Origin of the sequence: Burkholderia puraquae (assembly GCF_002099195.1) — a bacterium.
In the GTDB taxonomy this organism is placed as follows: domain Bacteria; phylum Pseudomonadota; class Gammaproteobacteria; order Burkholderiales; family Burkholderiaceae; genus Burkholderia; species Burkholderia puraquae.
Map to the genome: position 1 here is coordinate 1 of NZ_NBYX01000014.1, position 24,850 is coordinate 24,850.

A 24,850-nucleotide genomic window follows, 5' to 3' on the forward strand; every position below is an offset into this window, starting at 1 on the left:
CTGCTGGACCGCGTTACCCATCACTGCCACATCGTCGAAACGGGCAATGAATCGTGGCGCTTCAGGACCAGTTCTGCCAAGGCGAAGACAACGAGCAAGAGAGCAGCAAAACCAGCAGGCAACGAAGAGTTATCCACACCGCAATAGATGTACTAGGCTATCTCGGGGTGGGTCAGATTCGGATGAAAACGGTGGGTTAAGACTGCGTGAAAATCAACACTTGGATTCACTCCGGCGTACGCGTTTGAAGCTGTATGGCTGTTCAGATGGCGCTGGCAGTGCGGTGGCGTAGTCGGAGGCCCCCCGGACCAGCAGCGGCACCGTCTCGGACCGCAGCGGGGGGCGAAGCCGGGGCACTGAGAACTATCGGATTAAGCCTAACGCTTTCGCCCTCTGATACGCATTTAATCGCCGTCTAACGCCAAGTTTTGCATAGATCTGCTGCATGTACCACTTAACTGACCCTTCGGCAAGGCCGAGCCGGTCTGCGATCTCCTTGTTTTGCAAACCTTGCGAGACGAATTCAAGAATACTAATCTCCCGTTGCGACAGCCGCCCCTCAGTTCTCGCTGGTAGAGCCGCTGCCTGCTCTACCGCTGCACGTGGACGCTGCAAGACACTCTCCGGTCCTCCGGCATAAGTCTGCAGAAGTGCATCGGAAAACTCGACGTCAGACCGAAGATTTTCCGGGACGCTAAAGATCGTAGCGAGCGTTTGCTTGACCGCGTGGCCTTCTTCGAGGAACGGCAGGACAATTCCCCGCGGCACTGCATGCGCAAGTGCGTCGATCAATGCTCTCGTCGCTCCACGAGCATCACCGGAGGCCAGCTTCGACGCGGCAACCAGAATGCGCATGCGAATCTCGGTACGCAGGCAGGAACGGGGCAGCGCGAATGTGATCCACCGCTTTGCCAGTGCCTCGGCCTCCTTTGCGAAGCCACGCGCCAAAGCCAGCCTGATCCACGCGATAGCCATCGCCTCGGTTTTCGTCGTTGTTTGATCAGAGGGGTAGAGAGGTGTCGCATCGCGAGGTAGTTTTGCTTCATTGGCGATCCGCTGCGCGCTAGCGACATCATTGCTTTGTACTGCGCGCCTGATTTTTTCTGCAGTCACGTGCCAGAAAAGACGGTCGAAGGATTTTGCCGAGGCAAATCGCGTGGCATGCGCCAACAGTGATTCGGCGATCTCGTTTTCTTCGAATATTGAGGCCAGTCTTGCGCGTCCGACATATGCGGCAATAAGATGGTCGACGAGGCCCAACTCGTCGCAAAGCGGCAGGTACTGGTCCCATAGAGATCTCGCGGCATCGTATTGGCCGCAATCCATCAACAGCTCGGCAAGCAGGACCGCGGGCATTGCTCCCAATGGGCTGGCATGTCCGGCGATGCCGTACGCAATGTCAATTGCAGATCGGTATCCACTCGTAGCTTTCGCAACGTCGCCGCGTTGAATTAGGGCGGGTCCCAGGATGCTCTCATGCCAGACAAGAACGAACTGGCTGTTGGCTCGCTCAAAAAAGCCACGAGCCGCCATCTCGAGGCGATCGACTGCCTCGAGGTGATATATCTCCCGCTGAGCGCAAAGAAGGCACAACTCAACGCTGCCGCGAAGATATGGGTCATCGTCCGCGAAATCTACCAGCAGCTCAGGGCACATTCGCTCTACTGTGCGCATGTCATCGGAAAAGTGTGCAAGCATCATTTTTCGATGCTGGTAAATTTGGTAAAGCCGCGCGGCAGCTTCAGGCACGAGCGAGTCTTTCTCGACTGACTCGCGAATGCACTTAAGTACCGAATTCAGAACGCATCCAGCCTCGTCGAAGCGCCATTCGAGCGTCAAGTTCCAGGCGCGAATGAGCTGTATTGTTGGATATTCATTGAGCACGCTCTCCGGAATCTGCTTGACCCACGCCATGAGCGAAAGAAGCTTTCCCTGGTAAAATAGGTCGTTGCACGCTTCGTCGAGAATGCCGGCGGCATACCTGAAGTCGCCCGAGGAGATTGCATGGAACATGGCATCATCCAGCATTCCATTGCTGCAAAACCAGTGGGCTGCGCGCCGGTGTAGGGCATATAACTGAGTTTGACTGCTTTCGCTCAATCGCTTCTTCAAGAATTGCGAGAAGAGGTGGTGATACCGATACCAATTTTCTTCTTCGTCGAGTGAAAAGATAAACAGGCCCTGTCGCTGGAGTTGCTTGATGATAGTCCGGCTATCGTGGCGTTGGCCTACCTCGTCACACAACGCGTAGCAGAACTGCCGGAGAACCGACGACTCCAGCAGAAAGCGTTGCACATCTTCACTCTGCGCCAAGAAAACGTCGTCGGCGAGAAACGAGCCGACCGAACGATTGCTACCGGAAAGGCCGTGAAGTCGCTCGTCCCAGTTATTGCCGCTGCCGACAGATAGCGAGACCAACTGGAGTCCTGCTGCCCAGCCTTCGGTCTTTTCGCACGCGAGCTCGACCAGCCTGTCGCTTGGCGGACTTGCGTTGCTGCTGTTGAAGAATTGATGAGCTTCTTGCACCGAGAACCTGAGCGTTGTCGAGTCGATCTCGCCCAGTTCGCCGCGGGCGCGTAACCGTGCGACGCTGAAGCCAGGTTCTGTCCGACTTGCTATGGCAAAGTGCATCCGTTCCGGCGCATCGCGCAGCAAGCATTCATACAGCCGTTCACCGGGCGTGCTGGCAATGGCATGAAGGTCATCGACAAAGAGGAAACCATCACCGTCAGCGCTCTCCAGTTCGTTGCACAACATTGCGCTGATTGTTTCCGGCGACACGTTGCGCTGTGCTTCGAATAGGGTCTGCATGGCGCTGTCGAGACCAGGCACGATATGGGAAAGAGCCGCTGCACAATGCATCGCGACTTCGGCAAGGGATGCGCCGATCTCCCCCACACTGATCCACCCTACGGCCGCTTTCCGTCCAGCTCGCAGCGCGTCATAGAGCTGTGTCATCAACAGGCTCTTGCCATAGCCGGCTGGCGCGCGCACAAGAAGCAATCGGCGTGAATGCAAGTGTTCCAGTGCCGTTGGCAGTGCCTCTCGCTGTACCGCGGCACCTGCTCTTGTTGGCGGGCGTAACCGGGTCGCGACCACGGGTAGCATCTTCGTCCTCCTCCTCCGACCGTATAGCCGCTCGCAAGCAAGCTTCCGGTCATTTGGTTTCTCGTCTCCTCACAAAAGAATACACGCGTGTCCGCATCTAGGTTCCTATCGAAAGATAGGTTTGTCGCGTTCGCCTTGCTTGGATGCTTATCGCCCGGAAGCCAAAATCGGGGCGACGGGGTCGCTGCGGGAAAACACCTAGTAGTGGCTGTCACCCTTGACGGGCGGGCGTTGCGTCAACGACGCATGTCCACGTCAGCTCGAACACCACATCTCACCTTCCTTTATGCAGGTGTGTGAACGTCCATCGATTACTACATTGACGCATCAGAAGCGCCGCTTCCCGACGCAAGGATGTGGTGCAAGGAATACATGGAGACACAGACATGACCATGAGACGCCAATTGGAGGTGCCTCTCACCTCGATCGCCCTTTCTCAGACGGGTAGTGCTCGCAGTGCTCGTTACGCATTGTCGCTCGCTCCCGTGTGCATGACTGCCTTAATCGGCGGAATTTGACAGGGAAGGGACATGAACACTCAGACGCATGCGCAAAATCTGCGCAGATGCTTCGGACGCTTTCTGACAGGCGTAACCGTGGTGACGTATCGCACTGCTGAAGGTCCGCGTGGCGCGACGATGAATTCGTTTACTTCGGTATCCCTTGATCCAGCACTTGTGCTGATCTCGGTTGCTCGGTCGTCCCGTACGTGCGCGGCTATTGATACGCAGCCTTTCGCCATCAATGTTCTCCGATCCGATCAAGTAGATGTCGCTTCGCACTTTGCAGGTCGGAGCAAGGAGGGCATCGAGCTGGTCTGGAGCGACGACCGCGCGCCCAACACAACACCGGCTCTTGCAAATGCCATTGCGGTTTTCCAATGTAAGCCATGGCGGCAGTATGACGGGGGAGACCACGTCCTAGTTGTCGGCGAGGTTACATCGAGCATCTTGCGCGATGGAGACCCACTGGCATTCAGTGACGGGCAGTTTATGAGCATGGGTCTTCCTTTGCTCAGTTGACCACCCGCAATTCATCAGGATGATCGACGGGCACGAGCGCGTCGCCAGTCGGGCACGCCACGGGGCCGATATCGGTTGACCAGCATAAGCATAACTAAACAGTTAAGAGCATCACAGGAGCAGAGATGAAGATCAGTCTTTTTGCGCAAGCGGCGTATCGTGGGTTGCCCGCAGACTTCGAACACCAATACGAGTCGGTGTGCGACACCCCGTACTCCCTCACCAATCAGGATGGCATTTACGCGGACGTTCGAGACTTTCTCGATGTGCTGATGGTCGCCGCTCGAGCCGGATTTGATGGGCTCGCTGTGACCGAACACAGCCAGTCGGCATACGACATGATCCCGAATCCGGACCTCATCGCCAGTGCTCTGGCTTATATGACCGAGTCGGAAAACATCCCGGTCGCGATTATTCCGATGGGCCGCTCGCTCGGTAAGGCCCGCGAGCCGCTTCGCGTCGCCGAGGAATACGCGATGATCGACGTAATGAGCGGCGGTCGGCTTGTGGCGGGGTTCCCGATCGGCTTGTCTTACGACGCGGCGATCAACAATGGCATCGCGCCAATCGACATTCGGCCTCGCTTCGACGAAGGGCTCGAACTGATTCTGCGGACCTGGAGGGAACAAGAACCCTTCCCGTTCAACGGACGATTCAGCCAGCATCCGACAGTCAACATCTGGCCGCGGCCCTTGCAGGAAAATATCCCGGTCTATATCACGGGCACCGGAAATCCCCGAACGATGCAGATGTGCCTGGAACGCAATATGGCGTTCAACTACCTGAGCTGGTTTGGGGCGAAACTGACCGGCAAGCGAATCTTCGACCGATTTTGGGAAACTGCCGACCAGCTCGGCATGGCTCGCAATCCCTTCCGCATGGGATTCGTGCAGACCATCGCGGTAGCAGAAACTGACGCGCAAGCAGAGGTTGACTACGCGCGGCATCTGGAGTACGGATTCCGAAAGGGTCTGGGAGCCATCCCGATCGAAAAGCTGGGTTTGCCGGGAGGCATCGATATCAAGGGTGTCGAAGCCCTGATCAAGGACCCGGGTGACTTCGGGATGGTCGAAAAGTTGCGCGATGCCTCCTATCGCGACCTCGTCAATGCGGGTTGCGTGATCGCCGGTAGCCCGGCAACTGTGCGCGAACAATTGGCCGAGTACATCAAGCTGTACGGCATCGGGAATCTCCATGCCATGTTGACATTCGGATCCCTCCCTCGGCACCTCGCCATCAAGAACGTCGAACTGTTCGCAAAGGAAGTCGCGCCTTACTTGCGTGACATCTGGAAAGACTCGGATTACGAACACCACTGGTGGCCGGCCAAGCTCGGCGGGCGTCCCGGCCCGGTTACAAATGGCACGCGCGCAACCGTCGGTGGTTCCGAAGCGCAGAAGCCGGGCCGTTGAGGTCGCGAGTTTGACTTAGTGCTCACATGTCAAAAGGAAACTGTTTCATGAATATGCAAACCCGGGCCGCGAGTCCAGACATCACCGAACGCACACTGCGAGTGTGGGGTGGTCGCATCAACATGCGCGTAAAGGTCGCGGGTGCAGGACAACCAGTCGTCTACCTGCATCCGTCAGCCGGACTTGGCTGGGATCCATTTCTGTCCTGGCTGTCTGAACACTTCACCGTCTACGCTCCCGAGTTTCCCGGAACGAGCGCTGGCGATCCCTATGCGATTCACTCGGTCAACTCGCTTGGCGACGTCGTACTCGTGTACGAGGAGGTCGTCCGCATCTTGGGGCTCGTTAAGCCCATACTGATTGGCCAATCATTCGGCGGCATGCTCGCGGCAGAACTCGCTGCGGCTTTTCCTAATCTCGCCTCCCGGGTCGTGCTGCTAGATCCTATTGGCCTGTGGCGCGAAGACTTGCCCGTTGCGGACTGGATCTCCGCTCGCTCAGGAGAACTTCCGTCGCTGCTGTTCCACGATTCGGCGAGTCCGGCTGCACAGTCCATGCTTGCGCTTCCCGAAGATCCCAATTTGGCGGCCGCTGCCATCGCGGCACGGGTTTGGGCCTTCGGCTGTACTGGGAAGTTCGCCTGGCCTATCCCTGACCGAGGCCTTAGTGCAAGGCTGCATCGGATCACCAAGCCAGTCCTGCTGGTCTGGGGGCGGGAAGACCGGCTGGTTCCGGTCGGATATGTCGACGAATGGCAGGCTCGACTCCTGGATTCCAGAGCTGCTGTCATCGATGCCTGCGGCCACATTCCGCAAGTGGAGAAGCTTTCCGAAACAGTGGCTGCAGTAAGCGATTTCCTGCGCGTCGAATAGCTTTCGCGCAGCGAATCATGGGGCGCCAGGATATCGGGTACGTGGTTCGCGTACCCGATAGAAATATTAGTAATGCTACGTAAATATGGAGTGGAGATGCTGAATTCCATTAGAAAACTGCTGCCTTCCATGATGGCGATTCTGGCGTTTCTGAATACCAACGCAGGCGCGACAGAGAATGGCCTGATCAGCTACCCCGTCGGAGTCAATACGGTGCTCAACGGCGTGCTGCCCCCACCTGGCGCCACCCAATTCTATAACTACACGCTCTATTACTTTGCGAACAAGTTTGCCGGATCAAACGGACAAAATCTGCTTCCTGGGTTTCACCTCGATGCGTTTGTCGACGCACCGAGAGCGGTACACACTTGGGGTACAACTTTGGGCCCGTTCAGTGTCTCCAGTGGCTTGATCGTCCCTGTATTCCATCTGCACGTAACCACTCCCGGAGGAACGGGCAATCGGACCGCGCTTGGGGACATCATTCTTCAACCCTGGCTGATCAGCTACACGAATCCGTCGCACACGTTCCTTGCATTTCTTGCCACCGATGTTGCGGTGCCCAGTGGCGCGTACTCGGTGAACCGCGTGGCCAACACCGGATTGAACACGTATGCGCTCATGCCCAACCTCAGCGTGACGTGGTTTCCCACACCGGCGTGGGAAGTCTCGTCGACCACGCTTGTCGAAATACACGCTCCAAATTCTGCCACACACTATCACTCGGGCGTGGTTGGGACCCTGGATTATCTCGTCGGCTATTCGTTGAACAACAAGGTTCAGTTCGGTTTGCAAGGATATTTTCTGAAGCAGGTTACCGACGACACCATGAACGGCGTTCCGGTTCCCGACGGTGGTTTTCGCGGACAGGCGGTCGCTATAGGGCCGCAACTGCGGTACATGTGGTCACCGGCGGCTGGAATCGTGTTCAAGTACCAGCATGAATTCGCCGTACGCAATCGTCCGCAGGGCGAGAAGCTTTGGGTGGAAGTGAGCTTTCCGCTCTCGTAGCACGACGAACTGAATTTTGACGGATGCCTCGCCTAACGGAGACGACGGCGCTCAAGCATTGCTGCCGCAACTCGGGTTCGGTTTCGGTCTCGGCGCCGAATTATCCCTGAAGATGGTGTTGGAGCAACTTATGAAGATCGTTGATACCTTGCCGACATGTCCAGATGGACCGCTGGCGCTCACGATTGGCAACTTTGATGGCGTTCATCTTGGCCATCAGGCAATGATAGACAGGTTGAAATACCAGGCGAAATCAAGATGCCTGCCTGCATGCGTACTGACATTCGAGCCACACCCTCGAGAATACCTGTTTCCCGAAATCGCACCGCGAAGACTCACAACACTGAGCGAAAAGGCGGCCCTGCTGGAACGATATGGCATCGACCGACTCTACGTTTGCCGTTTCGATAACCATATGGCCAACCTGCCGGCTGAGCTGTTTGTATCACAGGTTCTCGTGAAAAATCTGGGCGTGCAGTGGCTTCTGGTCGGCGAGGACTTTCGATTCGGCGCGAGGAGACGGGGTGATCTGGCGATGCTGAGCAAGGCCGGTCTTGAGTTGGGCTTTGAACTTGAAACCCAGCGCGATGTAAAGGCACTCGGCGATCGAATTTCGAGCACTGCCGTGCGAACTGCAAGGGCGCAGGGAGATCTTGATCGGATGTGGCTGCTGCTTGGTCGGCCCGGTCTGCTTTCCGATGCCATTGCCTGTTCAACATGACATTTTTCGCCAGCCGTGAGCGCGACAAACTCGGGGAAAAACGCGTGTGCAATCGCGAATCTGATCTTTCGCATCTAGGCAACCGTCGATCCGTATTCCACGCGTGCTGACCATTTCAGGAACGTACCTTTTCACTTCCAACGGAATGAATCTACCTCGCCCCTTCAATCGATTGAATATCATTCGGAGACAACGAACATGCGCAACCTGAACGAAGACACGATTACGCAGGCGGTAATTGCTTCGCTAGGCGGCTGTCGTGACGATCGGCTACTCACCATAATGACGAGCCTCGTTCAGCATCTGCATTCGTTCGCACGTGACGCGAACCTGACCGAAGCCGAATGGCAGGCGGCGATTGAGTTCCTGACGGCGGTGGGTCACATCACCGACGACAAGCGTCAGGAGTTTATCTTGTTGTCCGACATACTCGGTCTGTCGACCCTCGTCACCGCGCAAAACCATGCGAAGCCGGAAGGATGCACCGAAGCGACCGTGTTTGGGCCTTTCTACGTTGAAGGCAGCCCCGTGTACGACAAGTTCGACGACATCTCGAACGGCGCGAGCGGTGAACCGTGTTTCGTCAGCGGGCACGTGCGCGCACTCGATGGTACGCCGGTCGCGAATGCGCTGCTCGAAGTCTGGCAGGCGGATCAGGACGGGCATTACGACGTGCAACTATCGGCTGGAGATGGTGACCGCGCCGCGCATCGCGCACGTGGTCGGCTGCATACGGATGCTGGCGGGCGCTTCGCGTTTCGTTCGATCCTCGCCGAGTCGTATCCAATCCCGCACGACGGCCCGGTGGGTGCGCTCCTGGCCGCGCTCGGCCGTCATCCGTGGCGGCCCGCGCACTTGCATTTCATGATTCAGGCTACTGGCTATGAACGCCTGATCACGCATGTTTTCCGCGATGGCGACCGCTATCTCGATTCGGACGCGGTGTTCGGCGTTCGCTCGACGCTCATCGCCGATTGGGTTAGGCACACACCTGGCACGGCGCCTGACGGTTCACGCGTCGACATACCGTATTACACGCTCGACTTTGATTTCATCCTGAACGCGGTGGGGGGCGACGCATGATCCGGCACATCGTGATGTGGAAGGTGGCAGGTGAAACTGATCGGGAGCGAAGTCACGCGAGAGCGAGCGTGAAGGCTGCGTTCGAGGGGTTACGCGGCCGCATCCCGGGAATGACGTACCTGGAAGTGGGTGCCGATTTCAGCGAAGCCGACTACGCGTGCGATCTGGTGCTCGTCGCTGAATTTGATTCGCACGCAGCGCTTGATGGCTATACGACGCATCCCGAGCACATGCGCGTTCGAGATGAACTCGCGGGTTTGCGCATAGCGCGTCATCAGGTCGATTACGTCGTGCAATGACGGAGGCAGCATGCAGAGCAAAGCGGATTTCATCTATCAGGCTCGTCCTGCTCGCGTGATATTCGGTGCGGGTAGCCTGCATCATCTGGAACGCGAGGTTGTGGAACTTGGCGCCGAACGGGCGATCGTGCTGTGCACACCGGAACAGCGCGCGCTCGCGCAAGATGTCATCGACCGTCTCGGCTCGCGAGGGGCAGGAATCTACGACCGTGCCACGATGCATGTCCCGCTGGAGATCGCTCGCGACGCGCGCGCATTTGCGAGCTCGTGCGGTGCGGACTGCGCAATCGCGATTGGCGGCGGCTCGACGGTCGGGCTCGGCAAGGCAATTGCGCTTGAAAGCAGCTTGCCGATCCTCGCGATTCCGACGACCTATGCGGGCAGCGAAATGACGCCAATCTACGGCGTGACCGACGGCGGTATCAAACGCACAGGCACGGATATGCGCGTGCTGCCGAAGACTGTGATCTACGACCCCGAACTGACCGTGACGTTGCCCGTCGAGCTGTCGGTGGCGAGTGGGATCAATGCGATCGCGCACGCGGCCGAAGGGCTGTACGCGAACAACGCCAATCCGGTGATGAGCCTGATCGCGGAAGAGGGTATCCGCGCGCTGGCGAAGGGGCTGCCGGGCGTGCGGCGTGACGGGGGCGACCTGCGGGCGCGCAGTGACGCGCTGTACGGTGCATGGCTGTGCGGGATGGTGCTCGGCAATGTCGGCATGGCGCTTCATCACAAGCTGTGCCACACGCTCGGCGGTAGCTTCAACCTGCCGCATGCGCAGACGCATACCGTCGTGCTACCGCATGCGCTTGCGTACAACGCGGCCCATGCGCCCGACGCGATGCGCCGCATCGCACGTGCGATTGGTGCGGACGATGCCGCGCGTGGCCTCTACGATCTTGCGCGCGACAATGGCGCACCAGTCGCGCTGAAGGTGCTTGGGATGAAAGAGACCGATCTCGATCGCGCCGCCGACCTCGCCGTCGCGAATCCGTACTGGAACCCGCGGCCTGTCGAGCGCGAAGCACTGCGGGTGCTTCTGCAATACGCATTCGAAGGCGCGCCGCCTCGCATATACAAGACCTGAGCTGATACGCCGACCTGGCACACGAGCAAGGAAATAATCACCGCATTCGTGAATAATTTTGAAAAATAAGGTATCCGAATTATCTGTTTTGAAATGAAAAATGGATCAGCTTGCGAACGCTCCCTCAATACTGGCGTTTCAAGCGGATGACGAAGTACATCGACGGGGTTTGCCGGTGCCCCAACAGCCGCGCTCAGTGCAGATCAACGGAGTGTTGGTTCCGGAAGGCACGTAAGGCACGTGGGACAACGTAGATCACCGCACACAGGCTGTCTTCTCGCCAACGCGTTCGCCGGTTCCGCATGACCTGCTGACGGCGGGACGCGCCAGAGCTGCCGTCAAATTTCCCATTCTGACGGTTCGCGAGCATGACACCGACGTGAGAAAACTCAATGAATGGAGACGAGCGAAATGAAAAATGGGCTAAATCCTGACTGGGATACCGCATACGAATGGAAGATCGTGGCACTGCTGTCGCTCGGCTTCGGACTGGTCGGCATTGATCGGTTCATGATCATGCCACTCTTTCCAGTGATGATGCGTGACCTGCATCTCGATTACCAGGATCTTGGGCACATTACTGCCGCGTTGTCCATCGCGTGGGGCTTGTCCGCGATGTTTGCCGGAAATCTGTCGGATCGCTTCGGACATCGTAAAGTCATCATTCCCGCGATGCTTGCATTTTCGGTTCTGGCATGTGCGAGCGGTCTCGCCTGGGGTGTCGGCAGCCTGATGCTTATTCGCGCGGCGATGGGCTTTGCCGAGGGCGCCTATACGCCCCCGAGCATTACAGCGACGCTTGATGCATCGAAACCTACTCGGCACGGGCTCAACATTGGGATTCAGCAAGCAGCGCTGCCGCTTCTCGGACTCGGCATCGCGCCGATCTTCGTCACCCAGCTTCTCAATTTCATTCCGTGGCACTGGATCTTCGCGATAGTCGCCTTACCGGGGCTCGTACTGTCCGTGCTGACCTGGAAGATCCTGCGCAATACCAGCGCGACCGCCGCCGCGGAGCATACGGAAATCCATGACGCGGCGAGCCACCGGTGGCATGAGGTGCTGCGTTACCGCAATGTGCCACTCAACATCGTCGGGATGCTCTGCTGGCTGACTTGTCTGATTGTGCTGAGCGCGTTGATGCCGAATTATCTTACCGACTATCTACACATGACTCTTGAACAGATGGGATTCGTGTTGTCGGCAATCGGCTTGGGCGGCACCCTAGGCGGACTAATCATGCCGGCGTTGTCGGATCGGCTCGGCCGAAAGCCCGTGATGGTCATCTCGGTAGTCGGCGCATTCGTGGCGTTGTGGGCGTTGGCGCGAACCGGTGCGGATCCGACACGGTTGTTCCTTTGGCTGTTGGCAACGATCTTCTTCGTCTTCAGCTTGATTACGCTGACGGTCGGCCCGATTAGCGCGGAGGCAGTCCCCGCAAAGCTGATGACAACAGCATCCGGCCTTGTCATCGGCGTTGGTGAGGTGTTCGGTGGCGGCGTAGCCCCATCGGTAGCAGGTTATGTCGCGAAGCATTTCGGCATCCAGCACATTATGCAACTCGGCATGGGTGCGCTGATGGTCGGACTCGCTATTGCACTGTCGTTAAGAGAAACAGCACCTGTGCGGCTTGCGCAGCAAGGTACCGTTTCCACGGTGCCGTGACCCCATGAACTGCAGACCCCGCCGTATTCATAGGAACTTCTCTGCTACGGTTTCATCGTGGTATCGAGATACTTGCCTCGCTTAATGAGCCATGTGGCCGGCATCTCTTCTCATGTTTTGGCGAGGCGGGGTGTAGCTTGGGCGGCCCCGTTCGAACATGGAAAGTCGATCTTGAAGAGTACCCGTAAGTCAGAGCGAGAGATTGGTTAAGGCACAAGAGCGATGACGGGACATGTTTTGAGACGTCCACTTGGCAAGCCCTGGTTCATGTCCCACGCCGAATCGTAACGGTCTTCCCGGCATCGGAACAGCGATCGAGAATTCGATGTCGATATTCAAGACAATTATTTCGTAGTCCATATGTAAGTGAAAATTCGCACGATCATGTGCGTGAAAGGAGTGAGCAATGGAAATAAAATCGATGAATGACGAACAGAGGAAGGCCGTAGCCATCGAGTACTTCAGGCGGCTCGATCGCGGTGAAAATTTCCTCGAGTTGTTCGATGAACATGCAGAAGTGTACTTCCCGAAATGGGGCCTCGCGCGAGGCAAGCCGGAGATCGAGCAGTTGTTTTCCGATCTCATGGCGATTATCGACAGCGTGGCGCACGAAACCTCGTACTTGAATTTCGTCCAGCAGGGCGATCTCGTGTGCGTCGAGGGGCTTTCGAGCGGCAAGCTGAAAAGCGGTGCTCAGTGGCGGGCCGGCGCCACGCATGCCGGCCGTTGGTGCGACGTATTCGAGATTCGCGACTTCCGGATCCATCGCTGTCACATCTATCTGGATCCGGACTATGCAGGCGCGGACACGGGCCGATACCCGTGGCTCGAGGCCGAACACATGCGTCGGTATTGAGGCGATGCCGGCGGAGATGTCCTGCCGCCGGTCATGCACGCAAGAAGGCTCGCCGGTAAAGAAGGCGAATTGTGGCAAATCGCGCGGCGATCCCGCGCGGGGACGATAACAAAAAGATTGCCGCACTTCGTGCGGTGGGTAACGGAGACAACAATGTCAGTGAAAAGGAAGGGTGGGCTGGGACTCGTCGGCTGCCTACTGGCAACCGCTGCGTGCGGACCCGCGCATGCCCAGAGCAGCGTCACGCTGTTCGGCGTGATCGATGTCGCAGTTCTGTATACCAACAAGACGCTCGATCCCGTCACCGGCTTGAATGCCGGGAAACAAATTTCGATGATTGACGGGGGAGGCTACTATTCTCAGTTCGGTCTGACTGGGGTGGAGGACCTGGGCGGCGGTGTCCACGCGAAATTCCGGCTACAGAGCGGGATCAGCGCGACGAATGGCGAGCTACTCCACTGCAACGGAAACCTGTTCGGTTGCGAGGCATGGGTATCGCTTGCCAGCTCTGTTGGCGAACTCAAGATGGGCTTGCAGTTCTCCCCATTTTTTCTTGCCGTATACGATGCCGATCCACGAAGTCTTTCTCTATTCGGCAGCCAAGCGATCCACTATGTTGATAGCGTGTTCGCGACTGGCGTCTTCAACCCAAACTCGGTGTCGTACACTAGCCCCACGATTGCCGGATTCAACGTGAGCGCATTGATCGCATTTGGCGGGACGCCCGGCGACTTCAGCGCGGGCCGGCAATATTCCGCGAGCGTTCGTTACCACCTTGGCAGTCTCACACTGAACGCGGCGCTCTACAGCGGGAATGCCGGCGGAGCGAGTAGCACGCCGATTCCGACCAATGTCGAATTTGATGGGCGCATGCTCGGCGTCGGGTACCAATTCGGCTCGCTCACCGCGAAAGCATCGTTCGTGAATTACAAGGTTTCTGGTTCATTCAATAATCATGTCTATGGCGGCGGGGTCGACTGGTTTGTGTTGCCGACGCTTGATGTCAACGGCGGCATATGGCTGACGAGCGACCGCAATCACACCACTAACCATTCTATTCTTGCCGCAATTGGTACGGATTACTTTTTATCTAAATCGACAGCGCTTTACGCACAGGCCGGAATAGTAAATAACCACGAAGCAATGAATACCGGCTTGTCGATGATCGGTGCGCTTTACGAAGGACGAGGCACGTCGTTCGGCGGTGTGCTGGGCATTCGAAAATCTTTCTAAACGCACTCCAGGTGGCGCTGCGGTTCCTTCGAATGGCGCGTCGTCTGACCGAATGTGGAAAAAAGCAATGATGAAACTCAACGGGAATCTGAAGGTGCTGATGGCTGCGCTCGCGCTTGTCGCCGTGACAAGCGCGCACGCAACCGGCGACCAGGCCGCGAGCACTGTGGCAACTGGATCGGTCGGCGTTGCGGACAAGAAAGTGACGAAAGCAGAGAATCTGAGGCTGCAGAAGGGCGTGATCAGGGCGCTATCTGGTACGAGGGGATTGAACGCGACGAATATAGCCGTCATCGCGCGCCGTGGGGAGATCACGCTGCGTGGCTCGGTCGTGGACTCGAGGCAGGCGGAGGTAGCGACGGCCGTTGCCAGTTCGGTGAGCGGCGTCTCAGCCGTCAAGAACGATCTAATGATTCGGCCGGAATGAGCCGTACGTCGTCGAGCGGTGTGGCTCCGCGAGGACGCACATTCACGTCGGCAATAGATGGCATATGCAACCGTGACATTCTCCGCTTGCTGATCCTCTCGAATCCGAGAGGATGGTTGTCACTTTTGTCGATTCCACACCACGATCCGAGCGTGCATAGTGGAAGCAACACCCGCATTGGTCATGAGCCATGCACGCTATTCTGAATCGTTTTGAATCAATGGTTGCGGCCAGCAATACAGACGTGGTCGCTCACTTGTCAGTCGGGTGACCAGCGTGCGGGCCCGAACCGCTACGACGGCTTCGTCGTCGCTTCTCTGCCAGAACTTGCGATTTGATCGGAGGATCAAGACGGTAGGAGTTCTGCGGGGGAGGCGTGGTTCCATCAATCATCCTGACCGGCATATCTGCACGATCGGTTAGGGCCACTTCATTGCGAAGGAAGAGCCTTGAAAGCATATGTGATCGACCGTAGCGGCGGACCGGAAGTCCTGCAACTCCGTGACATCCCGTCCGTTCCGCCGAACGCGGATGAAGTTCGTATTCGGGTCCGTGCGTTTGGCCTCAATCGTGTCGAGACCTATCTACGTGCGGGCAAGATGGGGCCTGTCGACGGCACGCGCGTACCCGGCGTCGAGGCAGTCGGGGAAATCCTCGAGGATCCGTCCGGTACGTTCCGGGTTGGCCAGCGCGTCGCAACCGTAATGGGCGGCTTGCAGTTTAGTCGCCGCGGCACCTATGCCGAAGAAGTGACGGTGTTGCGTACCAACGTGATCGACCTCGGCGGCACCGCACTGTCATGGGAAGAGCTCGCGGCACTGCCGCTGGCCTATCTGACGATCTGGGGTGCGCTGAGTCGCAGCCTGGAAATCGAGTCGGGACAGATGATTCTCGTGCGCGGTGCCACGTCGACAATTGGGCTGGCGGCCGTCACCTACGCGAAAGCCCGAGATCTGCACGTGATTGCGACGACACGCTCGAAAGATCGCGTCGAACAGCTTCACATTGCCGGCGCAGATAGTGTGATTGTCGACAGCGGGACCATTTCCAGCGAGGTGCTCCGGCTCCATCCCGAAGGGATTGATGCGGTATTAGAAGTGGTCGGTGCGTCAACGCTGCGTGATACGGCAAGGACATTGAAACCCTTCGGCGCAGTCACCGTGATCGGGATGCTTGGCGGTCCGCCGGTTCTCGAAAAATTGAATCTGATGGCTGATCTGCCACCGGCTGTTCGGCTTGCCTTCTTTCCAGCGCAATTGCTTGGCTCGGCGGCGCTCCCGCTGACACATTCACCACTGCGCTCGATCGTCAACGACGTCGCCGGGGCTCACTGGCCGTCGCATCTTCAACATACGTTCGCGTTCGATGAAGTACGCGAAGCGCACGAGTGGATCGACAGCAATCGTGCACACGGAAAGCTGGTGGTGCGAGTTTGAGTCAGGCGCGAACATTCCGAAAGCCGGATGTCGCCATCCGCTAGTTTCGATAGGCAGCGAGCGCTGCATTAACGCAGGAGATGAAAAATGGGTAACGAACAATTCGACTATTCCGGCAAGACAGTCCTGATCACGGGAGCGGCGTCGGGTATCGGCCGGGCCACCGCGCTGGCGTTTGCCGAGCGCGGCGCTCGGCTTGTGATCGGTGATGTGGGGCAAGGTGCCAACGAAACCGTCGAGCAAATCCACGCCTTGGGTGGCGAAGCGATCTTCGTGAAGACGGATGTCAGCAACGCCGAAGCGGTGCGTGCGCTGGTGGCGACGGCGGTCGAGACTTACGGGAAGATCGACGCCGCATTCAACAATGCGGGGATCTTGCCGCGAACGGCGCCTTTCGCCGACATGACGGAAGAAGATTTTGACCGGGTGATCGCCGTCGATCTCAAGGGCGTGTTCCTGTGCATCAAACACGAGATCGACGCCATGCTCAAGACGGGCGGCGGCGCCATCGTGAACACGGCCTCGGTGGCGGGGGTAATCGCTGATCCAGGGATGGCGCCCTATGCGGCAGCGAAACACGGGGTGATTGGTCTGACGAAGGCCGCCGCTCTCGACTACGCAACCAAGGGAATCCGCGTGAATGCATTGGCGCCGGGTTTGATCCGCACGCCGATGACGGACCGTTGGCTGAGCGATCCGGCTATGACACAGACCCTGATGGCGAGTAGCCCGATGGGCCGTGCGGCGGAACCTGAGGAGATGGCGGGTGTGGTGCTTTTCCTTTGTTCTCCCGCAGCGTCATTCGTCACTGGTGCGGTTTGGCTCGCCGATGGCGGCATGACTGCACATTAATCCACGACATTCACACGCATATTGCGTGCGAAGCAGGCCGTCGCGATACGTAGGATCGCGAATATTGGTGGCGGGACGTCGCAGACGTCGGCACGACCCCGTCGCCTCCAGGAAGTTCCTCGCCCTGATGGAATCCGTATCGGGATACGAGGAACGTCCGTTACTTTGAGAGCAATCATGGCAAAAATTCTGGTCCTCTACTACTCGATGTACGGCCATATCGAAACGATGGCGAATGCGGTGGCCGACGGCGCGAAATCGGTTTCCGGCACGGAAGTGACCATCAAGCGTGTTCCAGAAACGATTCCAGCCGAACAGGCTGCCGCCTTCGGCGCGAAGCTCGACCAGGACGCAGCAGTCGCGACGCCTGCCGAACTTGCCGATTACGATGCGATCATCTTCGGCACTCCGACCCGTTTCGGCAACATGGCCGCACAGATGCGCAACTTCCTCGATCAGACCGGCGGGCTGTGGGTGAAGGGAGCGCTGGTCGGCAAGATCGGCAGCGTCTTCGCTTCCACTGGAACTCAGCACGGTGGTCAGGAGACGACCATTACGTCCTTTCACAGCACACTGTTGCACCACGGAATGGTGATCGTCGGTGTCCCGTATGCTTGTGCAGGACTGACGAAAATGGACGAGATCACGGGCGGTACACCCTATGGTGCAACGACGCTAGCGGGTGCTGACGGCACACGGCAGCCGTCGGCCAACGAACTTGATATTGCGCGATACCAGGGTAAGCATGTAGCGGAACTGGCGGCCAAACTATCTCGCTGACATCGGCGTTTCCTGTTTCGCATTAGATTTGCGTGTGCCACCGTTGGTGCAGGTGGGCGACGGCGGCACTATCCCTATTAGTTTCACTGCGTGAAACCCGCAGAGGATGTCGTTAGAGCGGTCCAGGGCTAGCGTGCGTCGTAGGATCACTGCATCGTCAGTTGACCTCGGACGCAGCGGCCGGACGATCTCATATGACCTTAGGATTTAGATATATGAGCAATTCAAGTCATCTCATTGCGAAGGATCAGGTAAGTTCGGTCACTGAATCGCCGATTATCCTTAAATTGCGAACAAAAGGTGATGTCGAGGCGACGAGGGCTGCCGTGCGCATGTTCAGCTCGAAAGTGGACGACACTTTTTTCGGGAAAAAAGTCCAGGTAAACGAAGATGTGAGCGTCCTCGTATACGGTCCTTCGCAAGGCACAGAAAACGAACCGTTGCCTGCGATTTTCTATATCCATGGCGGTGGGTATGTAGCCGGGTCCGCTGACCTGTATGACAACGAACACCACGAGGCGGCCACGAAGCTGCACTGCGTTGTCGTCGCGGTGGATTACCGGCTGGCTCCTGAAAACCCGTACCCGACACCGCTGAACGACTGTGTTTCCGGCATCACGTGGGTTTATGACAACGCGGAACAGCTTGGCATCGATCGGGAGAGAATAACGGTGATGGGAGAAAGTGCAGGGGGCGGTCTCACTGCTTCGCTGTGTCACTATTTGAGGGACAAGACAAAGATCACCCCCAGAAACCAGGTCATGCTGTTCCCGATGCTGGACTACAAGACGTCTGCCAATCCTGCCGAGGTCAAAAACAAATACGCCGGCGAGTATGTGTGGACCCACGATGTGAACGACTTCGGATGGAAATATCTTCTTGGAGAAAAAAAGGTCGAGGATATTGAAATTCAATATTACTCGCCGTCGTACGCGCCGAGTTTCGAGAATCTGCCACCCGCTTACATTGCAGTCGGCAGCCTCGATCTGTTGCTCGACGAAAGTCTCGAGTATGCCAAGAAGCTCAGCTGTGCTGGCGTACCGATTTCGATGGAGGTGGTGGCTGGAGCTGTTCACGGATTCAACTTCATCCCGAGCGACACGGCGAAAAAATTCAATGCGCGACTGACTGAGTATCTGATGTCCGTTTTGTAACGAACGCCGGGTGGCAAGTGAACCGGCGTCGGAAATCACTTGCCATTCAGAGGCCGTCAGCTGATTGGGCGTGGTGTCAGGGTAGCACTCAGGGCAATCTGTTTCGAAAAATTCCAGACCGATCAGTCTATGTGTAATGCTCTGCATGACGAAATTATTTATGAGGTTTGGCATATGGCAGGAAAGATTGATACACATCACCACATCGTGCCCCCGACCTACGCAGCGTGGCTTACTCAGCGCGGCATCACGGCCGGCGGGCTTGCGATTCCATCGTGGAGTGAAGAGGGGGCGTTGGACCTCATCGACGCATTGGGTATTGCAACCGGCATCTTCTCCGTTTCCACTCCGGGAGTTCATCTCGGTGATGATGTTGAAGCACGTGAGAAAGCACGGGAGGTCAACGAGTTCGCCGCGAACATCGTCGCCAGATACCCGGGCCGCTTTGGCTTCTTTGCAACGCTGACACTGCCTGACGTCGAGGGCGCCATTACTGAAGCGAAGCATGCATTTGACCAGCTCAACGCGGATGGTGTCGTGCTGATCAGCAGCGTGCGCGGGACATATCTTGGCGACGAGTCGTGGGCACCGCTCTTCGACGAGTTGAATCGTCGGCATGCGGTGGTGTTTGTTCATCCGGGGGATTTGCCGGCCGAACCCGTGCCCGGAATACCGCCTTATGCCGCCGACTTTCTGCTCGACACGACGCGTGCCGCCATCAACATCGCGAAGTCAGGTTGGCTCGAACGATTCCCCAACGTAAGAATCATTCTTTCTCATGCCGGTGGATTCATTCCGTACGCCGCCCAGCGCATCGCTCGCGTCGTTTCGCCAGACGGTAGCCGCGACGGCGGGCTTGCACGGCTCAGGCGCTTCTACTTCGACACCGCGCTATCGAGCAGTCCGTATGCGATGCCCGCGCTTCTCGCGTTTGCCGATCCGACTCATATCACCTTCGGCAGCGATTGGCCTTATGCACCGAAAAGTAGCTCGCTGGCGTTTACCGAGATGCTTCATGCATTCCCGCTGACACCCGACCAACGCCATGCCATTTACCGTGGCAACGCAGAGCAACTGTTTCCGCGACTGTCGTCCACGCGACATGCGAGTCCGCTGATTGACGAGACGAGGCAGCAGTCGTCGCGAAAGTAGACGCGTCATGCCCGGCGTGCCACGCCGGCAGGTAGCGAACAAGCAGGCTTGCGAAACACGCGTCGATGTACCTGCATTCGGCGCAGGATCACATGTGTCGTGTTCGCCCTCGGAAGATCAATGTGCCGGAGCGGGGGCGGCGCCGATGTGTGTACGAAAGAGCCTGTACGGCTTTTGTCGCAGATCCTTACCGCTATGGAATCCGGCCTACCGTGGCAATTGATTGGCCATGAAGTACAGGTAGCCGTCCGGGCCGATGGCCAGCGTGTCGGGCCACAGAATGCGGGAGTCGTGCACGACGGTCGTCCACGCTCCACCGGGTGAGCGCTTGCGGATCGCATTGTGCTCGTAGTCGCCCGCGTACACAGTGCCGTTCGCGTCTGCCGCGAGCCCGTCGGATGCGCCTTTCTCGCCGAGATCCTGGACGGCCGCCGATAGCTGCGTGTCGCTGACGGAGGCATCACGCAGCATTGCCGTCGATACCGCGTAGAGACGACGACTGGAGAGCGGGCAGTAAGACAGCGTCTTCCCATCCGGTGACAGGGCAATGCCGTCCGAAGCCACCGAGAAAGGCCGGGTGTTGCCGTCGGCATCACGGGTCATCATGTGTTCGCCATCGAAGACAGGTACGAAATGCGGATCGGCAGATGTCGAGACGTCATCCGTGAGGCGTCGGCATTGCGCTGCCCGTGTCAAGATCGACGATGATGATGCCGCCAATACCCGTGAGCGACGAGTCCGTCACATAGGCGACCCCCGCCTTGCCGACGCGGAAGTCGAAGCGCACGTCGTTGACATAGGTTTGCGCGCGCATGACGTTGCCGGGAAAGACGATGGTCTTCACGATCCGATTTTGCTTCAGATCAATGGCGACGAGCTTTGCGCCGCCCGCGACCGGGCTGGAAAAATTCGGCGCAGCCGTATCGAGCACCCAGAGGCGGCCGCGACCGTCCGCCACCACGCTCTGGACGCTCAGGAAGTGATCGGCCGGATTCCGGTCGTCCGCGCGATTGACCTCGGCGTCCGGATACGGGGCGACCTTGCCGTGGCGCAGTTCGCCGACGGTGAACGGCACGTCGTCCCCCCAGCGCGGAAAGTTGACGAAGATTCGGCCCGATTCGGAAACCGTGACGCCGGTCGGCATCGCATCGTTGAACGTGGCAACAGTATCCAGGGTACCCGGGGTTGACCGGGTGTCGGAAGGTGTCGGCGCGACGGTTGCCGCAGGCGTTGCGGCGACGCTCGAGGCGTAAGGCGCAACGCTCCACAACGCGAGCGCACTGGCAAGCGCGAGTGATTTCAGGCGGTAGCGGATTGGCGTGGAATGCCGGCGCGAGTGGCGCATGGCTATTTTCCTGTCGTTGGGGGAATCTGGCTGCCGGCGCGGCATCGAATGCCGACGCGGTGTTGCCGTGCTCAAAAGCCCTCGAGCACGATCTTGCCGCGTGCGCGGCCGCTTTCGATGAGGGCGTGCGCGCGGCGGAGGTTTTCCGCATTGACGACCCCGAAGTGCTCGCCCATCGTCGTACGAAGCGTGCCGTCGTCGACCAGGGTGGCGACGCGGTCGAGGATGTCGTGCTGGCGGATCATGTCCGGCGTCTCGAAGAGCGAGCGGGTGAACATCAGCTCCCAGTGCAGCGAGATGGCTTTGCGCTTGAGCGGCACCGCATCGAGCGTCGCCGGATCGTCGATGACACCGAGCCGCCCCTGAGGGGCGAGCGCTTCGACGATCTGCGCATAGTGGCTATCCGTCTGCGTGAGACTTGCAACATAACGTACGTGGGGTACGCCGATTTCCCGCAGCCCTTCGACCAGAGACCGAGAATGATCGATGACGTCGTGGGCACCCAATTCCCGGACCCAGGCCTGCGTTTCCGGGCGCGAGGCCGTGCCGATGACGCGCAACCGGGTGAGGCGCCGCGCGAGTTGCGTCAGGATTGACCCGACGCCGCCGGACGCACCGACGATCAGGATGGCATCGCCTTCGCCGCCTCCCTCGGCCACGCCGAGACGGTCGAACAGCAACTCCCATGCGGTGAGCGATGTCAGCGGAAGGGCGGCGGCATGAGCATCGCTCAGGCTGGCGGGCTTGCGCGCGGCGATTCGTTCGTCCACCAGCCCGTACTCCGCATAGGCGCCGGCTCGCGCGATCGACCCTGCGTAGTAAACGTCGTCGCCCGCCTGATACAGCGAAACGTCGCGACCCACGGCCTCGACCGTGCCGACCGCATCCCAGCCCAGCACGCGCGGCTCGTCGGTCGGCGATCCCTTCCGAACCTTGGTGTCGACAGGGTTTACGGCGATCGCCCGAATCCTGACGAGCAGGTCCCTCGGCCCCGGCTTGGGCAGGGGCAACTCCGCTTCGTGGAGCGCGTTGGGGTGGGTGGCCGGGAGGCCGTGCTGCGTATAGACGATGGCTTTCATGCGGTGTGTTCCAGTCGATGTGGAGAGAGGTCGGAAACCGGTGGCTATCGCCGCCGTCGACGTGTGGATCGTATTTTCCGAACTGCAACACAGATGAAAAACCAGGAAAATCGGGTAGAACTTTCACTGTTGGAATGAAAATGATCCGGATTGACGACCTTGGACTCTTCGTGCGTACGGCGGCGCTGGGCAGCTTCTCCAACGCCGCCCGTGAGGCCGACCTGCTTCCGGGGCAGGTCAGTGCGGCGATTCAGCGGCTAGAGCGGGAGCTGGACATTCGCCTGTTTGCGCGGTCGACGCGCAGCCTGAAGCTTACGTCGGAGGGCGAGCAATACCTGCCCTATGCGCAGGAAGCGCTGTCGGCGCTCAGGGAGGGGCGGGAGCGCCTGCATGGGGAGCGCCACGAGCTGCAGGGCGTGCTGAAGATCTCCGCGCCGTCGGATCTTGGGCGAAACGTGCTGCTGCCATGGCTGACGGCGTTTCGCGACGCGCATCCGAAGCTGGTGCTGAAGCTGTCGCTGTCGGATTACGTGGCGGACGTGTTCCGCGATCCGGTCGACGTCGCGATTCGCTATGGCGTGGCAGAAACCGCCAGCTATGTGGCATTGCCGCTCGCGGAGAGCAACCGGCGTGTGCTGGTCGCATCGCCGGCCTATCTGGCACGCCATGGTCGCCCGACCTCGCTTGACGAGCTTGCCTTGCACAAGTGCCTGCTATTCGCGCTCGGCGGCCGCGTATACGACCGATGGGTATTTCCCGTCAACGGCGTGCGCCGGCTGGTGACGGTCAACGGAGAACTGCTTTGCGACGACGCAGACGTTGCGCGTCGCTGGGTGGTGGAGGGGCTCGGTGTTGCCTACAAGTCATGGCTCGACGTTTGCGATGACGTCACGAGCGGGCGGCTGGAGGTGCTGATTCCGGATCAGCCTGGCGAGCCTGCACCGCTGAACCTCGTATGCCCGCACCGCCGGCAATTCTCGCCGACCGTGCGTTATCTGCACGCGGCGCTGCGAGATCAAATCTCGTACATGGTCGCTGAAATGAAAAACCATACCGTATTACAAGAGAAATAAGGGCGCGCGAGGCGTTTCGATCCGGCGCTGATTTATTCCGGCCAGGTAAAGGCGAGGCATCGCAACGGCACGGATCGCGGACGGCTTTTTTGCCAGCGCGGTATTGACACATCAAAGCTCAGAGAACGTCCATGGTGCTTGCGCGAAGCACTCGGCGAGAAAGTCGAGGAGCAACGTGACACGCGCCGGGCGTAGCGTGCCAGGCGGCGTGACGAGGTTGATGTTGATGTCGGAGATCGACCAGTCTTGCATCACTACCTCCAGTTCGCCTCGCTGCAACGTGCCCCATATCACGAACTCGGGTTGCAGTGCGAGGCCATGCCCGCCGATCAATGCGGGCATGATCACTTCAGCGTTGTTGCTGCGGATGCGCCCGCGCACGGGCGCCAAGAATTCTTCGCCCGACTTCGTGTTGCGAAAGTGCCAGGATTCGGGTGTTGGCAGGTTCGTGTAGAGAAAGATTACGTGCTGCTCGAGATCGCGCGGATGTGTCGGGCTGCCGTACTTTTCGAGGTAGGAGCGGGACGCGACGAGTGACCGGCGCACCGGACACAGCGGGCGGGCGCGCAGCGTCGAATCGTCCAGTTTGGCGATGCGGATCGCGATGTCGAAGCCGTCCGACACGATGTCGACTAGACGATCGGTCAGCACGAGATCGATATCGACGAGCGGATAGCGTTCGAGAAACGCAGGCAGCACCGGTGCGAGATGGCGGACCCCGAACGACATGGGTGCATTAACCCGGACGAGGCCGTGCGGTTCGAGTGCGTATGCGGACGCGTCGCACTCGATGCATTCCGCGTCCGCGAGCAGTTTTATCGCGCGGTCACGCAGCATCTCGCCGGTCGGCGTGAGCGAAAGCTTACGCGGTGTTCGGTACAGTAGCGTTGTGCGGAGTCGCTGTTCGAGGCGGGCGATTGCTTTCGATACGGTCGGTTGCGACATACCGAGCAGCGCAGCAGCTTTCGAGAACGAACCGGTTTCGGCGACACGTACGAAGATCGCCCAGGCTTCGAGATCAGGAAGGTGATGCATTATGCAGTGGGGGGCGATGAAGGTTTCGCGCTGACGTCGGTAGTGAGGGCAACCTCATCCGATGTACGCGGCGTGAGGCGGGACCCTGAGGCGCCTCTCGGGAACGTGTGGGATGTGCGTGCGCCGCACGCTCGATCCCCGAACG

24 protein-coding genes are annotated in these 24,850 nt (G+C 58.8%); 19 read left to right on the plus strand and 5 right to left on the minus strand.

What is annotated here, in order from left to right; genetic code table 11:
* A partial coding sequence (locus tag B7G54_RS24400; protein ID WP_244289410.1) for an ATP-binding protein occupies positions 1–147 on the plus strand: 147 nt, incomplete at its 5' end.
* Between the two features lie 216 nt (positions 148–363).
* Here the strand turns inward: B7G54_RS24400 and B7G54_RS24405 are convergent.
* Positions 364–2,958 carry a winged helix-turn-helix domain-containing protein gene (locus B7G54_RS24405; RefSeq protein WP_165765613.1) on the minus strand — a complete coding sequence of 865 codons (2,595 nt, stop codon included), beginning with the start codon at positions 2,956–2,958 and terminating at the stop codon, positions 364–366.
* 680 nt (positions 2,959–3,638) lie between these two features.
* Here B7G54_RS24405 and B7G54_RS24410 point away from each other — a divergent pair.
* The 17 genes from B7G54_RS24410 to B7G54_RS24490 all read left to right on the plus strand — a co-directional run bounded on the left by B7G54_RS24410 (position 3,639) and on the right by B7G54_RS24490 (position 20,173).
* The gene (locus tag B7G54_RS24410; protein WP_085041409.1) at positions 3,639–4,130 is read left to right on the plus strand and encodes a flavin reductase family protein; all 492 of its coding nucleotides are present in this window, start codon (positions 3,639–3,641) and stop codon (positions 4,128–4,130) included.
* Positions 4,131–4,255: 125 nt separating this feature from the next.
* Complete coding sequence (locus tag B7G54_RS24415) at positions 4,256–5,542, plus strand: LLM class flavin-dependent oxidoreductase (protein ID WP_085041410.1); 1,287 nt, start codon at positions 4,256–4,258, stop codon at positions 5,540–5,542.
* 47 nt (positions 5,543–5,589) lie between these two features.
* Positions 5,590–6,414 (plus strand): alpha/beta fold hydrolase, encoded by an 825-nt coding sequence (locus B7G54_RS24420; protein WP_085041411.1) that lies wholly within the window; start codon positions 5,590–5,592, stop codon positions 6,412–6,414.
* Positions 6,415–6,543: 129 nt separating this feature from the next.
* Entirely contained in the window at positions 6,544–7,425 is an 882-nt protein-coding gene (locus B7G54_RS24425) for a SphA family protein (protein WP_425266521.1), read from the plus strand.
* 58 nt (positions 7,426–7,483) lie between these two features.
* Positions 7,484–8,146, plus strand: a complete 663-nt coding sequence (locus B7G54_RS24430; protein WP_133059211.1) for a hypothetical protein — start codon at positions 7,484–7,486, stop codon at positions 8,144–8,146.
* A 198-nt stretch (positions 8,147–8,344) separates the two neighbouring features.
* Positions 8,345–9,229 (plus strand): intradiol ring-cleavage dioxygenase, encoded by an 885-nt coding sequence (locus B7G54_RS24435; protein WP_085041413.1) that lies wholly within the window; start codon positions 8,345–8,347, stop codon positions 9,227–9,229.
* Entirely contained in the window at positions 9,226–9,528 is a 303-nt protein-coding gene (locus tag B7G54_RS24440) for a Dabb family protein (protein WP_085041414.1), read from the plus strand. Before B7G54_RS24435 ends, B7G54_RS24440 begins: the two co-directional genes overlap by 4 nt.
* A 10-nt stretch (positions 9,529–9,538) precedes the next feature.
* A complete protein-coding gene (locus tag B7G54_RS24445; protein WP_085041415.1) occupies positions 9,539–10,618 on the plus strand; it encodes a maleylacetate reductase in 1,080 nt (359 codons plus the stop codon).
* 396 nt (positions 10,619–11,014) lie between these two features.
* Positions 11,015–12,283 carry an MFS transporter gene (locus tag B7G54_RS24450; protein ID WP_244289411.1) on the plus strand — a complete coding sequence of 423 codons (1,269 nt, stop codon included), beginning with the start codon at positions 11,015–11,017 and terminating at the stop codon, positions 12,281–12,283.
* Positions 12,284–12,689: 406 nt separating this feature from the next.
* Positions 12,690–13,139 carry a nuclear transport factor 2 family protein gene (locus B7G54_RS24455; RefSeq protein WP_085041416.1) on the plus strand — a complete coding sequence of 150 codons (450 nt, stop codon included), beginning with the start codon at positions 12,690–12,692 and terminating at the stop codon, positions 13,137–13,139.
* Between the two features lie 153 nt (positions 13,140–13,292).
* A complete protein-coding gene (locus B7G54_RS24460; RefSeq protein WP_085041417.1) occupies positions 13,293–14,372 on the plus strand; it encodes a porin in 1,080 nt (359 codons plus the stop codon).
* A gap of 67 nt (positions 14,373–14,439) precedes the next feature.
* Positions 14,440–14,799 (plus strand): BON domain-containing protein, encoded by a 360-nt coding sequence (locus tag B7G54_RS24465; RefSeq protein ID WP_244289412.1) that lies wholly within the window; start codon positions 14,440–14,442, stop codon positions 14,797–14,799.
* 449 nt (positions 14,800–15,248) lie between these two features.
* Complete coding sequence (locus B7G54_RS24470; RefSeq protein ID WP_085041418.1) at positions 15,249–16,235, plus strand: zinc-binding dehydrogenase; 987 nt, start codon at positions 15,249–15,251, stop codon at positions 16,233–16,235.
* An 87-nt stretch (positions 16,236–16,322) separates the two neighbouring features.
* Positions 16,323–17,087 (plus strand): SDR family NAD(P)-dependent oxidoreductase, encoded by a 765-nt coding sequence (locus tag B7G54_RS24475; RefSeq protein WP_085041419.1) that lies wholly within the window; start codon positions 16,323–16,325, stop codon positions 17,085–17,087.
* A gap of 177 nt (positions 17,088–17,264) precedes the next feature.
* Positions 17,265–17,867: an NAD(P)H:quinone oxidoreductase gene (wrbA, locus tag B7G54_RS24480; RefSeq protein ID WP_085041420.1), complete on the plus strand. Its 603-nt coding sequence runs from the start codon at positions 17,265–17,267 to the stop codon at positions 17,865–17,867.
* 194 nt (positions 17,868–18,061) lie between these two features.
* Positions 18,062–19,021, plus strand: a complete 960-nt coding sequence (locus tag B7G54_RS24485) for an alpha/beta hydrolase (RefSeq protein ID WP_085041421.1) — start codon at positions 18,062–18,064, stop codon at positions 19,019–19,021.
* 129 nt (positions 19,022–19,150) lie between these two features.
* Positions 19,151–20,173, plus strand: coding sequence for an amidohydrolase family protein (locus B7G54_RS24490; RefSeq protein WP_244289413.1), 1,023 nt, complete (start codon positions 19,151–19,153; stop codon positions 20,171–20,173).
* Between the two features lie 207 nt (positions 20,174–20,380).
* Here B7G54_RS24490 and B7G54_RS40020 read toward each other — a convergent pair whose 3' ends face one another.
* The 3 genes from B7G54_RS40020 to B7G54_RS24500 all read right to left on the minus strand — a co-directional run bounded on the left by B7G54_RS40020 (position 20,381) and on the right by B7G54_RS24500 (position 22,597).
* Positions 20,381–20,779 (minus strand): SMP-30/gluconolactonase/LRE family protein, encoded by a 399-nt coding sequence (locus B7G54_RS40020; protein ID WP_279628085.1) that lies wholly within the window; start codon positions 20,777–20,779, stop codon positions 20,381–20,383.
* A gap of 52 nt (positions 20,780–20,831) precedes the next feature.
* Positions 20,832–21,518: an L-dopachrome tautomerase-related protein gene (locus B7G54_RS40025; RefSeq protein WP_279628086.1), complete on the minus strand. Its 687-nt coding sequence runs from the start codon at positions 21,516–21,518 to the stop codon at positions 20,832–20,834.
* A 71-nt stretch (positions 21,519–21,589) separates the two neighbouring features.
* Positions 21,590–22,597, minus strand: coding sequence for a zinc-binding alcohol dehydrogenase family protein (locus B7G54_RS24500; RefSeq protein ID WP_085041423.1), 1,008 nt, complete (start codon positions 22,595–22,597; stop codon positions 21,590–21,592).
* A gap of 140 nt (positions 22,598–22,737) precedes the next feature.
* On the opposite strand from B7G54_RS24500, the gene B7G54_RS24505 reads away from it, so the two are divergent.
* Positions 22,738–23,670 (plus strand): LysR family transcriptional regulator, encoded by a 933-nt coding sequence (locus B7G54_RS24505; protein WP_085041572.1) that lies wholly within the window; start codon positions 22,738–22,740, stop codon positions 23,668–23,670.
* A gap of 111 nt (positions 23,671–23,781) precedes the next feature.
* Here B7G54_RS24505 and B7G54_RS24510 read toward each other — a convergent pair whose 3' ends face one another.
* Complete coding sequence (locus B7G54_RS24510; protein ID WP_085041424.1) at positions 23,782–24,705, minus strand: LysR family transcriptional regulator; 924 nt, start codon at positions 24,703–24,705, stop codon at positions 23,782–23,784.
* Positions 24,706–24,850: the final 145 nt, after the last annotated feature.